The following is a 14,375-nucleotide window of genomic DNA, read 5'->3' on the forward strand; positions in this document are numbered from 1 at the left end:
GCAGCCATTCGGCTCGGAGTCCGGAGAATTAGCTTTCTTCCTTCCACACGCCGGCATCGTAAAGTCTCCTCGAGCGCTCAGTTTAAGGCTGATCAAAGCGGTAATCCGAAATGCCGTCCAAGAGGTGCCAAAGACGAGGCCACGATCTTGGTCGGCGCCGTCACTCTCTAGAGTGATGGAGTATTATCGGGTGGAAGGCATGCGCGCCGGATCACTCGTTCGAATCACGCAGCCAGAATCCGAGGAGCCCAGTTTTTAACGAGAGCGCGAGGTCACAGGGACTAAGCCCGGCCTTCTCACTGTTCGCCGTTGAGCGGCTGGATCAACTAGTCATCCCTATGATTTGAGATAACCCATTTGAGTGATCCCGGCGTCTCTCAAAGTGAGCAGCAAAGGAGCGTCATTCGATATAATTTTGGCGACGAAAGGGAGCTAACCAAGGGAGGCCGCCTTGAAACCAGCGCTTGTTCGTGCACGGGAAAAATTTCTCCAAGACATTCATCGAACTGCGATAGCCTGTTTGCCCCTTCAGGAGCGCACCCAGCTTGCTCAGGTCAAAATCGCAGAAACGATTTTGCAAGCGGCTTCATCTGGTGAGATCGATAAAATTCGGCTCCTGTCCATCGCCCTCTCCAAACAGACTGGGCGCCGGCGTCGAGGTAATGGACCAATCAAGTGTCACGCTGTCGAGTGGCGAGCGCTTCGAGGCGTCGACCGTGATTTGGGCAGCCGGCATTCGCGCCGCTCCCCTGACCGCACAGATTCCCGCCGAGCGTGACAGTTTCGGCCGTCTGATGGTCGACAGCGACCTGCGCGTGCCCGGCGTTCAAGGCGTATTCGCCACGGGCGATGCTGCCCGTGCCGCCTGTGACAACAAGGGTAACTACTCTTTGATGTCGTGCCAGCACGCCACAAGGATGGGTGCTTTCGCCGGCAACAATGCCGCAGCCGAACTGCTGGGCATTCCGACCAAGCCGTACCACCAGAAGGCCTACGTCACCTGTCTCGATCTCGAGGCGGGCGCTCTGTTCACGCGCGGCTGCGAGCCGAAGGTGGAGATGGTGGGCGACGTCGCCAAGAAGACCAAGCAGGAAATCAACACCGCCTGGATCTACCCGCCAAAACCTCATCGCGCAGCGGCGCTCGCGGCGGCCGATCCAGAACGCGTGATTGACCTCTAGATGCCCAAGCAAAGACGGCAGCGTCTCTGCACTGGTAGTGCGGCCTGTTCAACCAAGACCAGCCAGGAGTTTTTAACATGAAGCAGGAGACAAGCATGACGATGAACACAGACATCACCCTAGACAAAACCTCACATTCCGTCAGATCGAGACCCGACGAACTGGTTCCGTCGCGCTACGCGGTGCAGATCGGCGACATTGAAGTGCTGGTGATAAGCGATGGCGTGCTGCCACTGCCAACCAAAATGTTAGGACACAACGTCGACCCGGCCGCCCGGGCGGCCTGGTTGGACGACATGTTCCTGCCGCCGGACGCTTTCGATTGGGCGCTGAACGTGGTCGTAGTACGTAGCGGTGGTCGGACCATCCTCATCGACGCCGGGCTTGGGTTAGACCCGGACTTGCACTTGCCGCGGGCCGGGCAGTTGATCAAGCGACTGGAGGCTGCAGGCATCGATCTTGCGTCCGTGACCGACGTGGTGCTGACCCACATGCACATGGATCACGTTGGCGGGCTGCTCGTCGATGGGGTGAAGGACAAACTGCGTCCGGACTTGCTGATCCATGTGGCGGCTGCCGAGGTCAAATTCTGGGAGTCGCCCGATTTCTCCCGCGTCGTCATGCCTCCGGGCTTCCCGGACGCACTTCGGTCGACCGCCAAGCGGTTCGTGAAAGATTACGGCAGCCATCTGCGGCAGTTCGACGAGGAGCACCAGGTTGCGCCGGGCGTCATGGTTCGTCGCACCGGCGGCCATACCCCCCGGGCACAGCGTGGTCCGCCTGGCGTCCGGCGGCGACGCGCTGACGTTCGCCGGCGACGCGGTGTTCGCGGTCGGGTTCGACCAACCCGATTGGCACAACGGTTTCGAGCACGACCCCGAGGAAGCGGCGCGCGTTCGGGTTCGTCTTTTGCGGGAGCTGCTGAGACCGGCGAACTGCTGGTCGCCACTCACCTGCCGTTCCCATCCGTCGGCCATGTGGCGGTCGCCGGCGACGCCTTTCGTTGGGTGCCGGTCTTTTGGGACTACTGACCACCTGTTGGGTTAGGTCCGAACTAGGGCGTGCAATTATGGCGCTAGTGGGCTCACGCCCTAGTTTCTTGACAGCACTCAATCACAATCGTTCACGGCATTCGTCCTGCTTATGCTTCTATGAGCGCGAGATTACTCAACGACCTTGAAAGGTCATACTATGAAGATCATCGTTATCGGAGGAACGGGCCTCATTGGATCGAAAGTTGTCAGCAAACTTTCCGCACTCGGCCACCAGGCCATTGCAGCAGCGCCAAGCACCGGTGTTAACACGCTGACCGGTGAAGGACTCGACCAAGCGCTCGACGGCGCGCAGGTCGTCGTCGATTTGGCAAACTCGCCGTCATTCGAAGATCAGGCGGCAATGAACTTTTTTCAGACCGCTGGCAAAAATCTTGTCGCTGCGGAGATCACCGCTGGCGTCAAGTTGCACGTCGTGCTTTCGGTCGTCGGAACAGAGCTGATGCAGGAGAGCGGCTACTTCCGGGCCAAACTGGCGCAAGAAAAGTTGGTCAAAAGCTCGCCAATACCGCACACGATATTGCACGCCACGCAGTTTTTCGAGTTTGTACGCAGCATCGCGCAGTCCGCGACCGAAGGAGAAACTGTTCGTCTTCCGCATTCGTTGATCCAACCGATGGCAGCCGAAGATGTGGCGTCTGCGGTTGTCGATGCTGCTTTAGCGCCGCCCTGCAACGGCACTGTCGAAGTGGGCGGCCCCGACATATTTCATATCGACGAATTAGTGGGTCGCGTGCTGGCCCACGACAAAGATCCCCGAATAGTAATCCTCGATCCCGAGGCGCGCTATTTTGGCGTCAAGTTAACGGACAATTTTCTGATCCCTGGAAAATCCGCAAAACTCGGCTCAACCAAATTCGACTGGTGGCTGACGCACGTCCCACCGCCAAAGAAGTAAGCACCGCGGTCGCGAAAAGCGCGACCGCGAAACTCTACGTCATTCAAGATTTAACGAACTTCAGAAAAATGAGATGACAATGCTCAAACCAATTTGTCTTGCCGTCGCAGTTTTGCTCGGCATCATGGCCATACTCAATAGCGCCTTCATGTTGGTCTCGCCGGCAGAATGGTACGTTGTCGTTCCGGGAGTGACCACGACTGGACCATTCAATCAGCACTTTATCCGAGACATTGGGCTGATCTACCTCTTTATAGGAACATCTCTGCTAACAGGAGCGATGCAACCTCGCTTCCGCGTTTTGCTCTGGCTGATGCCGACATTGTGGCTGACAAGCCATGCGTTCTTCCACTTCTGGGAGGTTGCTGTTGGCATCTGTGGTCCGGCAGATCTTGTCCGTGACTTTCCCGCCCTTACTATGCCGGCCATCATCGGTGCGTTGCTGACCCTTTGGGCTTTTTATAATCCGAGTGCCTGCCTGCAGGGTGATGTTGCGTGTTCCGGCGATGCAGGTGTAGGACACCAGAAATCGCAGCCGTCGCCGGGCAGACTGACTTGATCGACGCCATTTTTGCGGCGAGAGGCGCTTTCTCGCGACGCGGCCTTAAACCAGACTGCCTGGCTGGCGACGCAGTTGTGATCGCACCCGTCTCCAGCGAGAATTCCCTGCTAACAGGGAATATTACAGGGAAATTGGAAAATTTAGGCCTCCGCAGAGGGCTTGGGAGACAAGAAAGCGCGGTGCCACAGCGATTTCTGCGACAATCCCTAGAGAATTAACAGGGAATAAATTTCGAAGAACAGGGAACCTTCGCGCGCATAACAGGGATTTACGGAGGCGTATGTAGGAAACAGCGAATTCGAGTGGACCAAATCTCTATCTTGCTGATCTAAAATATCCCTTAGGTGAGCGGCCGTTTGATCGGCGACGCACGATCAGCGCGCAGGCCTATCGGCCACGGCGGGAGTCTACGTCCGCACCGCAGACGCAGCACAAACGATTATCTCGTTGCATAACGCATCAACGGCACGCGCGACGTGCTGACTACTCGGCGACCATAGGCTCAAGCATGATTGATGTTGCAGAACGTAGCTTCTGCCAGCAATGACTGCTCGGTCCGCTTGTCAAAGACATGGACACTTTGCGCATCAAACCCGACATGGACATTCTCGCCAAGACCAACTTGTGATTCAGCGCGGACTTGCACACTGATCCGCTTGCGGTCCGATACCTGTACTTCAATGAGCTTTTCCGAGCCCAATAGCTCTACAAGCGAAACTCTTCCCGCCAGCGCATCAGGGCCGGCCGACGCGACCAAATTCAAATCCTGAGGGCGGACCCCGATCACGGCATCGAGCCCGGGAGCTATCCCGCTAGCCAGCGGAGGAAGCGGCAGTGCCGCCTCTCCAATTCTGAATCGCCCGGAATCGATCGTGCCTTCAAGGAAATTCATCGGCGGGCTGCCAATGAACCCCGCAACGAAAAGATTAGCCGGCCTGCTGTAGACCTCTTCGGGCGTGCCGAATTGCTGCACGACCCCCTTGTGCATGACGGCGATCAAATCCGACATGGTCATCGCTTCGAGCTGATCATGGGTTACATATACGGTGGTCGCATTGAGATCGAGATGAAAGCGGCGCAACTCCCCGCGCATGGTCACACGCAGCTTTGCATCAAGATTTGAGAGTGGCTCATCCATCAGAAAAATATCTGGCTTACGTACCATAGCGCGACCCAGGGCCACGCGCTGCCGCTGGCCACCGGACAATTGCGCAGGCTTTCTGTCGAGAAGGTGATCAATCTCGAGAATGCGGGCGACGCGTACAACCGCACTATCGATTTCCACTTCAGGCGTCTTACGAACCCGCAGCCCATAGCCGAGATTTTTTCGGACCGTCATCTGCGGGTAAAGCGCGTAGGACTGAAACACCATTGCAATATTTCGGTCTCGCGGCGCAAGCTTGTTCACCTCGCGATTGCCAAAATGGATACTGCCGGCAGTAATGTCCTCAAGGCCGGCTATCATGCGGAGCAGCGTCGTCTTTCCGCAACCCGATGGTCCCAGAAGGGTAACGAATCTTCGGCTCGGAAAGACGAGATCCACGTCTTTCAGAATCGAAATACTGCCGAAGCTTTTGTTGATGCGCTGTAACTTGACGTCCATTTCATTCAATCTTTCTTTAGATCAGCCTTTGACCGCGCCTGCACCGAAGCCCGCAACCAGATGGCGCTGTAGAGCCATAAATAGAATCGCCATCGGAACCGTCATCAGTACGGAGGCAGCCATCAACAACCCCCAGTCCACATGTGTACCTTCGAAGAACAGCATGACGCCGACCGTGAGTGTCAGATTATCCAGTGAGTTGATGAAGACACGACCAAACAGATAATCGTTCCAGGAAACGATCATGGAGAATATGGATGCGGCAATAATTCCGGGCATCGCGGTCGGCAGGACGACGTTGACAAAAACCTGATATCTCGATGCTCCATCGATGAGAGCCGCCTCCTCGATCTCAATCGGTATCGAACGCATGAAGGCCCACATCAACCACATGCAAAACGGCAGCGTGATACAGACGTAACCAAAGACCAGGCTGAGCAAATTGTCAGTAAGATCGAGCCGTACCATCATCAGGAATAATGGAAAGACAAAGATGATCGACGGCACCATGTAGCCGAGCAGACTGAAATATGGAATCATACTGCGGCCCCAGTATCTGAAGCGCGTAAGACTGTAAGCTGCCAGCGTAGATACAACGATGCTGATGAGGGTAGATCCCAGCGTCACGATCACACTGTTGATGAACCACCGCGTAAAGAACTGGGCCGGTGAAGGTCCGGTTGCCTGACTTGTTCCACCAGATTGATAGTACTGCGGACGGCCACTCAGCAGAGCTTCATAGTTCTCGAATGTTATGGAATGAGGAATCAACGTGGGAGGCGTGGCGAAGATTTCCGATTTTGGCTTCAGCGACGTGGATAGCGCCCAAATCAGCGGGAAGCACACCGCAAATGTGACGATGCAGAGAAGCAGATAAAGGGCTGCCGTTTTCGTTGCGGGCCGGAATTTATCGGCGATCACGTTGATTTCTCCTCGTTGCCGAAGCCTGCAACACGCAAGTACACGACGCTTCCGATCATGAGCATAACCATCATCACGACGCCGGTTGCCGCGCCAACGCCCAGCCTGAGGCTCGCCATCGATTGTTCAAATGAATAGATCGCGAGATTAAACGTCGACGTTCCAGGCCCGCCTTTTGTCAGAAGGTAGATTTCTTCGAACTTGTTGAAGGTCCAGATCGTGCGGAATACAATGACGACGATCAGAACCTCACGAAGTTGCGGCAGCGTGACGTCCATGAAACGTCGGAACGCACCTGCGCCATCCACCTTGGCAGCGTCATAAAGCTCCAGCGGCACCGCCTGCAGCCTTGCCAGTACGCAGATGACAACGAACGGCGTGTACTTCCACACATTCAGCATGATTGTGGAAGCCATCGCCATCGTCGGCGTAGATAACCAGTAAATCGGTTCACTGATCAGGCCGACCCACTGGAGGCTGTAGTTAATAACCCCAATTTCAGGATTGAATATCCATCGCCAGATCAGCGCAATAACGACGGTCGGTACGATATAGGGAAACAGCAACAGACCGCGAAAGATCGCCATGCCGAATAGCTTACGATGAAGCAGCAGCGCAATACCGACCCCAAAGATCGTCTGAAACAGGATCGAGAGAAGCGTCCATATCGTTCCCTGACTGAACGAGCTCCAAAACAGCGGGTCTGAAAAAATGAATTCAAAGTTAGCCAGCCCGACATAGGAGATGAGATCAGGGCGCAGCGGATTGTAGCTGAAGAAAGCCATCCGAACCGCTTCCGCGATCGGGTACACCATAAACACAATGGCCGTAACGACGAACGGCGTGATGAAGAACAACCCCACGAACCGATCGGATTGCAGGAAATCGAGACGACGCATTATCTTTCCGTTCCAAGACAGGGCCGGGCAGCCAACGCTGCCCGGCTGGATCAGTCATCCGAGCAATCGAATATTCTCGCGGCGAATGGCTTCCAGTTCCCGCGCGCCCCACTTAGCGGCTTGCTGAGGCGTCTGGTTGTCGATGACGACCTTCTGCACCGTCTGCGCCAAGATAGAACGACCATGGACGTACCCTGAAAGCGGGTTGCCTCCCTGCAAGAGCTCATTTGCAGTACTGCTGGAGTGCGCAAGCGAGCCCTTGAAATAGGTATCCACGGTCTTCGGTTTCGACTTGTAGAATGGATGGTTCTTGAGTTCTTCGGAGTTAGCGACATCCTTGTAAGTCGGCGCGACGTTCGGCATCAGCGAATGACAGTACTTCACGAGCCACTCCTTGCTGGTCTGCTGATATACCAAGGCCTGCTTGACCTCCTCAATATACGGATTGTTCTGCGCCGGAATGGACCAGCCCTGGAAATCATTCCAGTTGCTGCGTCGATTGGTTCGGGGATTGCGCGCGTGATTGAACGCCTCGGTTGCCTCGAAGATCGGCTTAGCCTCTTCTGCGGCACGACCCAGCGTACGCCCCCAATAGAAGCTCATTGCCGTCTGGCCGGTGACATGCGCATCGACCACCTGAAGGAAACTGTATTCGACCGCACCCTTCGGCATATACGGCAGCAATTCTTTCACGAAGGTCAGTGCCTCGACAGTTTCGGGGCTGTCGAACGCCACTTCGAATTTGTTCGAGGTGTCAAACATCCGTCCGCCGGCGGCATGCAGAAGCGCTGCGAAGTGATAGTCAGTGCAGAGATTCCGCCCGAGCGCCATGCAGAAACCGGCCATGCTCTGCTTCTTTTGTGTAATAGTTTTGGCAGCATTCAGCAGATCATTCCAATCCCAGGTATCTGGATCTTTCAGTCCAAGCTCCTTCACGATATCAGTGCGAACAAGCAGCAAATGCGGTTGATGATGTGCTGGGATGACATACTGCTTGCCCTTCCAGCTACCCCAATAGTCCCACTTGACGCCATCGACGAGACGGTCGCGTCCAATCTTGTCGACCATATCGTCGACCGGAAGAAGCAAACCTTCCGCCATCATCTGCATCGCAATCGGCGACTCAACGCTGATCAGCGAGGGCGGCCGGCGAGCCGCGAGGTCCGTCATCAACTTGACGTAGACGCCGTCCCACGGAATGGTTTCAATTTCGAATTTCAGACCGGGCGCATTCTTCTGCGCCCATTCATTCATCGCAGCGATGCCAACGCCGCCATATGGCCCTGGCTCTCCCCAGACCCGTACCGTTCCGGTTTTTGTGCTTTGAGCGGATGCGCTGCCGGCATTGAACAGGCTCTTTGCACCAATACCAACTGCAGCCGCTCCGCCAAGAAAGCCGCGCCGATCTAACAATAGCTGGGATGGCGTCTTATCTACATTTGTCATCGATTCCTCCCTAGATTTTTAATACCAGTTACACTTCCGTTGTTTCGGAAGATTTTTCTTTGAACGCCCGCAGAAACTCCTGCTGACGACCAGAAACATGGTTTAGTGCACGAACGCGCGCCGCGATGGCGCCTCGGATATAGGGTTTTCTCGCAAGTCCTTCCGCTACCGCCTGCGCCGCGACGGCTTCAGCCACCGCTGGGCAGAGTTCCGGATCGAGTGGATTGGGCAACACATTCTCGGGTCCGAGTTCAACTTCCGTCACGTGTTCCGCGATCACTCGCGACGCCGCGAGGCACATCGTTTCCGTGATGCTTCTTACGGACACATCGACTGCGCCACGCATGATCCCAGGAAATGCCAGCACGTTGTTGCATTGATTTGGCGCGTCGAAGCGACCACTTCCGGCAATCGCCGCTCCCGCTGCAATCGCTTCGTGCGGCATTATCTCTGGCTCGGGGTTAGCGCAAGCGAAGACGATCGCAGATTGTGCCATCGACTGAACATGTCGGGCATCGAGGAGAGGGCCGGTACTCAAACCGACAAACGCATCAGCACCCTTAAGCGCATCGGCAAGTGCGCCCTTGATCCGCGATCGGTTAGTCATAGACGCGAGGGCTGTCATATGTGGCGAAGGCTGCGCTTCGCCCTCGCAAAGAGGGCCATGGCGGTCACACACAACAACATCGCCGACACCCCATGCAAGACAAAGCCTCGCCGCAGCGGTACCGGCAGCTCCCGCGCCGTTCACCACAATACGGACATCTTCTTTCTTCTTGCCGACAACCCTTAGCGCATTCATCAGGCCGGCAACGATCACCGTTGCAGTTCCGTATTGATCGTCATGGAAAACCGGCACCGACAGACGACGAGTCAATTCTTCGACAGTTGCGAAACAGTGAGGAGCAGCAACGTCTTCCAGATTGAAGCCGGCGAACGAAGGCTCAAGCGCGGCGATGTGGTCAACGAGCCTTGCAGGATCCCGCACATCCAGACAGATCGGCACCGCATCAAGACCGGCGAGCAACTTGAACATAATTGCCTTGCCTTCCATGACCGGCATCGCCGCAAGCGGGCCGGTTCGGCCGAACCCCAGCACTGCGGTGCCATCGGTCACCACGGCAATTGTATTCGCGCGATTGGTCAAAGTATCCGCTTGCGCCGGATCTGCGACGATTCTCTGGACCAGCGTTCCGACGCCCGGCGTATAGAGCGTGGCAACATCGCGCAGGGACCCGACGTGAACTTTAGGCACCACTTCCAGCTTGCCATGCCCAGAGAAGACATCACGCACGGCAGCTACAGCGGCGTCCGGCGTAACTTTCCATCTGGCATCGTGACTGGACATCAGGAAGCACTCCCCTCGCGGCGACGTTGCGCATACCGTTGCTGACGAACGGTCGCCGTAATCTCATGCGCCAACATTCCTTCGCTCGCGCACATACGCCCCATGATCGGAGCGATGCGCTCGCTCGCTTCCGGTGTCAGTCGCTGGTAGGTCACAGTTTTCAGAAACTTACCGACCCATAGACCGCCGGTGTACCGCGCCGCACGGCCGGTCGGAAGGGTATGGTTGGTACCCACACCCTTGTCGCCGTAAGCTACTGTGCTCTCTTCGCCGACGAAAAGGCTGCCGTAGTTCTTGAGATTCTCGAGATAGTAGTCGTTACGCTGCGTCAGCACTTCAAGATGTTCCGGCGCGTACTGATCGCTCAGCGCGATCGCCGCTGCGTCATCATCGACAACCGCAACCTCACCCCAGCGCTGCCAGGCTGCGCCCGCAATGGCAGCCGTCGGCAGAGTCAGCAATTGCCGCTCGATCTCCGCGACAACCTCACGCCCCAACTTCGCGGATGTTGTGATCAACCATGCGGGGCTGTCTGACCCGTGCTCCGCCTGCCCCAGGAGATCAGTGGCCACCAGGGCCGGATCGGCACTCTCATCGGCTATCACAAGGATTTCCGTGGGGCCGGCCGGAAGATCGATGCCCACCAGTCCAAAGAGCTGACGCTTCGCTTCGGCAACATACGCATTTCCTGGTCCGGTGATCATATCAACCGGCCGCATTCCCACGCGGCCGTAAGCCATCGCGGCGAGAGCCTGCACGCCTCCAATAGAATAGATTTCGGTAGCTCCCGACTCGGCAAGCGCATAAAGCGTCGGCGGGAAAATGCCCTGCCCTTCTCGCGGTGGCGCAGCGCCGATAACGTGGTTGACACCCGCCACCTTTGCCGTCGCGACGCTCATGATCGCGGCAGAGATCAGCGGATATTTGCCGCCTGGAATATAGCAACCAATGACATCGACCGGGATGATCTTCTGACCGAGCGTGATTCCGTTACCGAACTGCGCCTCAAACTCAGAAAGTGAGTCCCGTTGACGCTTGGCAAAATCCGTCACCTGCTTTTTGCAAAAGGCAAAGTCCTCCTTGAAGACAGTGCTCATCGCCTTGCGGGCTGAAGCAATATCGTCATTAGACACGCGAAAATCGGGGTTCTGCCAGCCATCAAGATCCCGGGCATAGCGTCGAACAGCATCATCGCCGCCTTGTTCAATGTCGGCAATCATCGTCCGCACGCGATCGACTAGATCGTGGCTATCTTGCCGGGACTGCTGCTCTGCACGCTTTAGGTAATCGACCATAAGTTCTTGCCTCAACGTAAGCGACTTGAAATGTAACCGGTTACATAAATAGACATCGTCCGATACCCCTTGTCAACATCTGGTCTTTGCCTTCAGTTGCTCAGATGAAAGACACACAGAAATCGGTGACGATCCGCTGGCTTGCGCAACAGGCCGGCGTTTCGGTCGCCACCATCAGCAGGGCACTACGTCATCCAGACGCTGTTGCACCGCAAACCCGTGAGCGAATTCTCAAGCTCGTCAATCGTCACCAATTTGTACCCGATGGACGCGCTGCGACGTTTTCATCGAAACGCACTGGCGTCGTCGGGCTGATCGTTCCGACTATTTCTAACTCAATTTACGCAGAGTTCACCGAGGCGATCCAGAGCAGGCTGCAAGCTGCCGATCTCAGCCTCTTGATTGCTAACGCAAACTATTCAGCTGAAATTGAACGTGACATCATCCGCAAGCTGATCGAAAGCCGCGTCGAAGGCGTGATCCTCACCGGATACAAGCGCGATCCAGAACTGTATAAGCTTTTGCGCCACTATAACATTCCGTTTGTTGTGACGTGGTCCACGAGCCCCAAGGCGTCAATTCCTTCGATCTCTTTCGACAACCGCCTAGCGGCGGCTGAAGCCACCGAGATGCTCATCAAGCTAGGGCATCAGCGCATCGGTTTGATTTGCGGGATGACGAGTATCAACGACCGCGCTGCGCAACGGCTTGAAGCCTATCGTTCGGTTCTCTCCCGTTACAAAATTCCTTTCGATGCGGAGATTGTGTCGGAGCAACCCTTTGAAATCGAGATGTCTGCAGAAGCGGCAAGTCGGATCGTCTCACTGACGAATCCACCGACAGCCCTGTTTTGCGCGAATGACATTCAGGCGCTTGGCGCGTTGTTTGCCTGCCAACGACTCAAAATCCGTGTACCTAATGACATTTCCATTATCGGATTCGATGATCTTCCGATCACGAGGGTCGTCAGTCCTCCCCTATCGAGCGTTCACGTCCCCGCGAAGCGTATGGGGCATGCCGCAGCCGACGCTCTAATCGACGCATCCCGTAAGAACATTCCGGTCAAGAGCCAGATTATTGGTACAGAGTTGATTATGCGCAGCAGCACAATGCTCGCTGCCCCTACACGAAGGCCCCGCTAGACCGCTGGCTGATTGACCTGACGGATATTTTTGACCAGCGGGGTTGAGACTACTGCACAGCCACGCTCCGATCTAGATGCAGCCATTTCGGCGACGATGTCTGCGGCGCCGGTGGCCGGTAATTCAGCGATGAGTGCGGCCCGCTCGTGTTGTAGTGCTTGCGCCATTGCGCGCATGGGATCGCGAAGAGAATGCTCAACGTTGACGAAGGCGGCTCGCGGATTACCATCTGGGTAGCCGGGCCGGCATAAGTTTCCGGCCGGGAACCATCCTCCGGAGCGGAGGTTGCCGATGCGCGGAGGTCAGCATGGGAAGCTCAGTACCTTATTGCGCCAAATGCAAGCAGCCGATGACGTCCGTACCTAACGGTCGCAAGCAGACGCTCCTTTGCTTGAGTTGCGATCATGATCCGCTGACTTCTCTGAACGTCCAGAAGCTGATCCAAGCCGTGAAACCGATGGAAGCCGGAAAAGCCGGCTCCGGAGTAACCGGAACCAAACGACCTCACCGCAATTGAGTCGAGTTGTTCAGTTGCGTTGAGGTTGTGTGATGCGTACCGCGTGGACACCATCCATAGTGCCGAGCGTCGGCGACGTGACGGTCTACTTGGTGGAAGACGATTTCGGGAAGATTGGTCGCTGCTACCGCGAGACCGATTCCGAAAAGGCTGATCTCGAGGCGACAATCCAAGACCTGATCTCAGGGCAGTACAACGATCCCATTCGGGTCGTGGCGTTTAACACCGTCGAGGGCTGGTCACAGGACGTGTCCGAGGACGTCGCGCGCGAGATCCAGCGCCGCCACGATATCATCGCCGAGGACGTGCCCTCGCATCTTTCCAGATTCGTCGAAGTCCAGATCGGATCGAGCCGACAGCTTGCACTGAGTTTGGTGTGATGGGACCGCCCGTTTGAAGATCCAAGTCGCGCCGGATGGCAAGCCGCTGAAGACCCTACGCGACGCCGCGGAGTACAGCCAGAAGCTGCCGAAAGCCGAACAGAGGAAGGACGTTTGTGGTGCGGCAACTGGTGCGGTGCGGCCCCGGCAGGACCTGAACCTGCAACCAGACTGTAATGAGTGGCATTTCCGGTGCGAAACTGGTGCGGTACATCGGCCAGATTGGCGAACAGTCGAAATTGGCTTTGCCAACTGACCTCGGTCCGGCGCGCTGCACTCGACAGCAGAACCAACTGGCACTACGGAACTTCAGAGCAGTAAGCGCGTTCATTTGCCGCAGGAACTCACTCGGGAGAGCCGACAATTGCAGCGTAATGAAAACGACGGCCCGAGTTCTGCTTCCAAACTATTTGGCGAAATAGCCAATCGTACATCGCAAGCTGCCGGCCGCGCACTGACCTTTCTCGTTGCCGTCGGCATTGTTATCGTCTGGGCGGTTTCTGGACCACTGTTCGGATTTTCGGATACATGGCAGCTGGTCATTAATACTGGAACGACGATCGTTACCTTCTTGATGGTCTTCCTGATCCAAAATTCTCAGAACCGAGACAGCGCTGCCATTCAAGTAAAACTCGACGAACTTATTCGGGTGAGCGTGGCGCACAATTCTTTCGTTGGCATTGAACATCTGACCGACGACGAGTTGGAAGAAATCCGCACCAAATGCGAGGAGCGCGCCAAAGCTGGGGATGCTGGCGAAATCGCCGTTCAGCAGACGGACCGGAAAGCAGATCGGGCGGCAAACAGAGCGAGCCGAGTACTCTGATACACTTTGCAGTTCATGCCTTCCCTTTCCAACAGAACCTGAGGCGGCGGAGCGCTGTTTGGACCGCTGGTATCAGCCGGGTAATTTTTCGCTGACGTGATCGGGTCGCGCGGGATGCCCTTTCTTTTCATCCCAAACCTGATCAGGCGGCTGCGGCGTCGGCCCGGGACCATCCTTCGATCCGCCGTGCTTTCCACCTTGATCCTGGGCGCCAGGCAGATCGTTTTCGTCTTTATCTTTTTGGGTCATGTTGCAGAGCTAATTCAATGGCTGTGCAGTCGTTCCACTAGGCTGTCGCCAGTAGA

13 protein-coding genes and 2 pseudogenes are annotated in these 14,375 nt (G+C 56.2%); 8 read left to right on the forward strand and 7 right to left on the reverse strand.

What is annotated here, in order from left to right; all coding sequences use genetic code 11:
- Positions 1–638 precede the first annotated feature (638 nt).
- The 4 genes and pseudogenes from ASC80_RS10590 to ASC80_RS10605 form a co-directional block, all read left to right on the forward strand.
- A pseudogene (locus tag ASC80_RS10590) lies at positions 639–1,181 on the forward strand (FAD-dependent oxidoreductase); the annotation flags it as partial.
- Between the two features lie 95 nt (positions 1,182–1,276).
- Positions 1,277–2,212 (forward strand): annotated as a pseudogene (locus ASC80_RS10595) (MBL fold metallo-hydrolase).
- Between the two features lie 160 nt (positions 2,213–2,372).
- Positions 2,373–3,131, forward strand: coding sequence for an SDR family oxidoreductase (locus ASC80_RS10600; RefSeq protein WP_056296546.1), 759 nt, complete (start codon positions 2,373–2,375; stop codon positions 3,129–3,131).
- A 79-nt stretch (positions 3,132–3,210) separates the two neighbouring features.
- A complete protein-coding gene (locus ASC80_RS10605; RefSeq protein ID WP_200941181.1) occupies positions 3,211–3,690 on the forward strand; it encodes a hypothetical protein in 480 nt (159 codons plus the stop codon).
- 505 nt (positions 3,691–4,195) lie between these two features.
- Here ASC80_RS10605 and ASC80_RS10610 read toward each other — a convergent pair.
- Genes ASC80_RS10610 through hisD form a run of 6 tightly spaced genes read right to left on the reverse strand, consistent with a single transcriptional unit; the run spans position 4,196 to position 11,205 of the window.
- Complete coding sequence (locus ASC80_RS10610; RefSeq protein ID WP_056296550.1) at positions 4,196–5,296, reverse strand: ABC transporter ATP-binding protein; 1,101 nt, start codon at positions 5,294–5,296, stop codon at positions 4,196–4,198.
- A gap of 21 nt (positions 5,297–5,317) precedes the next feature.
- Positions 5,318–6,217, reverse strand: a complete 900-nt coding sequence (locus ASC80_RS10615; protein WP_082512515.1) for a carbohydrate ABC transporter permease — start codon at positions 6,215–6,217, stop codon at positions 5,318–5,320.
- A complete protein-coding gene (locus ASC80_RS10620) occupies positions 6,214–7,116 on the reverse strand; it encodes a carbohydrate ABC transporter permease (protein WP_056296553.1) in 903 nt (300 codons plus the stop codon). The genes ASC80_RS10615 and ASC80_RS10620 overlap by 4 nt, the downstream gene beginning before the upstream one ends.
- A 54-nt stretch (positions 7,117–7,170) precedes the next feature.
- Complete coding sequence (locus tag ASC80_RS10625) at positions 7,171–8,562, reverse strand: ABC transporter substrate-binding protein (RefSeq protein WP_082512516.1); 1,392 nt, start codon at positions 8,560–8,562, stop codon at positions 7,171–7,173.
- 28 nt (positions 8,563–8,590) lie between these two features.
- Entirely contained in the window at positions 8,591–9,910 is a 1,320-nt protein-coding gene (locus ASC80_RS10630) for an NAD(P)-dependent malic enzyme (RefSeq protein WP_082512517.1), read from the reverse strand.
- Complete coding sequence (hisD, locus tag ASC80_RS10635; RefSeq protein ID WP_056296559.1) at positions 9,910–11,205, reverse strand: histidinol dehydrogenase; 1,296 nt, start codon at positions 11,203–11,205, stop codon at positions 9,910–9,912. Before hisD ends, ASC80_RS10630 begins: the two co-directional genes overlap by 1 nt.
- Positions 11,206–11,309: 104 nt before the next feature.
- Between hisD and ASC80_RS10640 the strand changes: the two genes are divergently transcribed.
- Positions 11,310–12,347: a LacI family DNA-binding transcriptional regulator gene (locus tag ASC80_RS10640; RefSeq protein WP_056296564.1), complete on the forward strand. Its 1,038-nt coding sequence runs from the start codon at positions 11,310–11,312 to the stop codon at positions 12,345–12,347.
- A 49-nt stretch (positions 12,348–12,396) separates the two neighbouring features.
- Here the strand turns inward: ASC80_RS10640 and ASC80_RS24760 are convergent, their stop codons facing one another.
- A complete protein-coding gene (locus ASC80_RS24760) occupies positions 12,397–12,576 on the reverse strand; it encodes an integrase core domain-containing protein (protein WP_082512518.1) in 180 nt (59 codons plus the stop codon).
- Between the two features lie 320 nt (positions 12,577–12,896).
- Between ASC80_RS24760 and ASC80_RS10650 the strand changes: the two genes are divergently transcribed.
- From ASC80_RS10650 to ASC80_RS10660, 3 genes are all read left to right on the forward strand, one after another.
- Positions 12,897–13,244, forward strand: coding sequence for a hypothetical protein (locus ASC80_RS10650; protein ID WP_056296574.1), 348 nt, complete (start codon positions 12,897–12,899; stop codon positions 13,242–13,244).
- Between the two features lie 13 nt (positions 13,245–13,257).
- A complete protein-coding gene (locus ASC80_RS10655) occupies positions 13,258–13,500 on the forward strand; it encodes a hypothetical protein (RefSeq protein ID WP_056296576.1) in 243 nt (80 codons plus the stop codon).
- Positions 13,501–13,575: 75 nt separating this feature from the next.
- Positions 13,576–14,070: a low affinity iron permease family protein gene (locus ASC80_RS10660; RefSeq protein ID WP_082512519.1), complete on the forward strand. Its 495-nt coding sequence runs from the start codon at positions 13,576–13,578 to the stop codon at positions 14,068–14,070.
- Positions 14,071–14,375: the final 305 nt, after the last annotated feature.

Source organism: Afipia sp. Root123D2 (assembly GCF_001425835.1).
In the GTDB taxonomy this organism is placed as follows: Bacteria; Pseudomonadota; Alphaproteobacteria; order Rhizobiales; family Xanthobacteraceae; genus Afipia.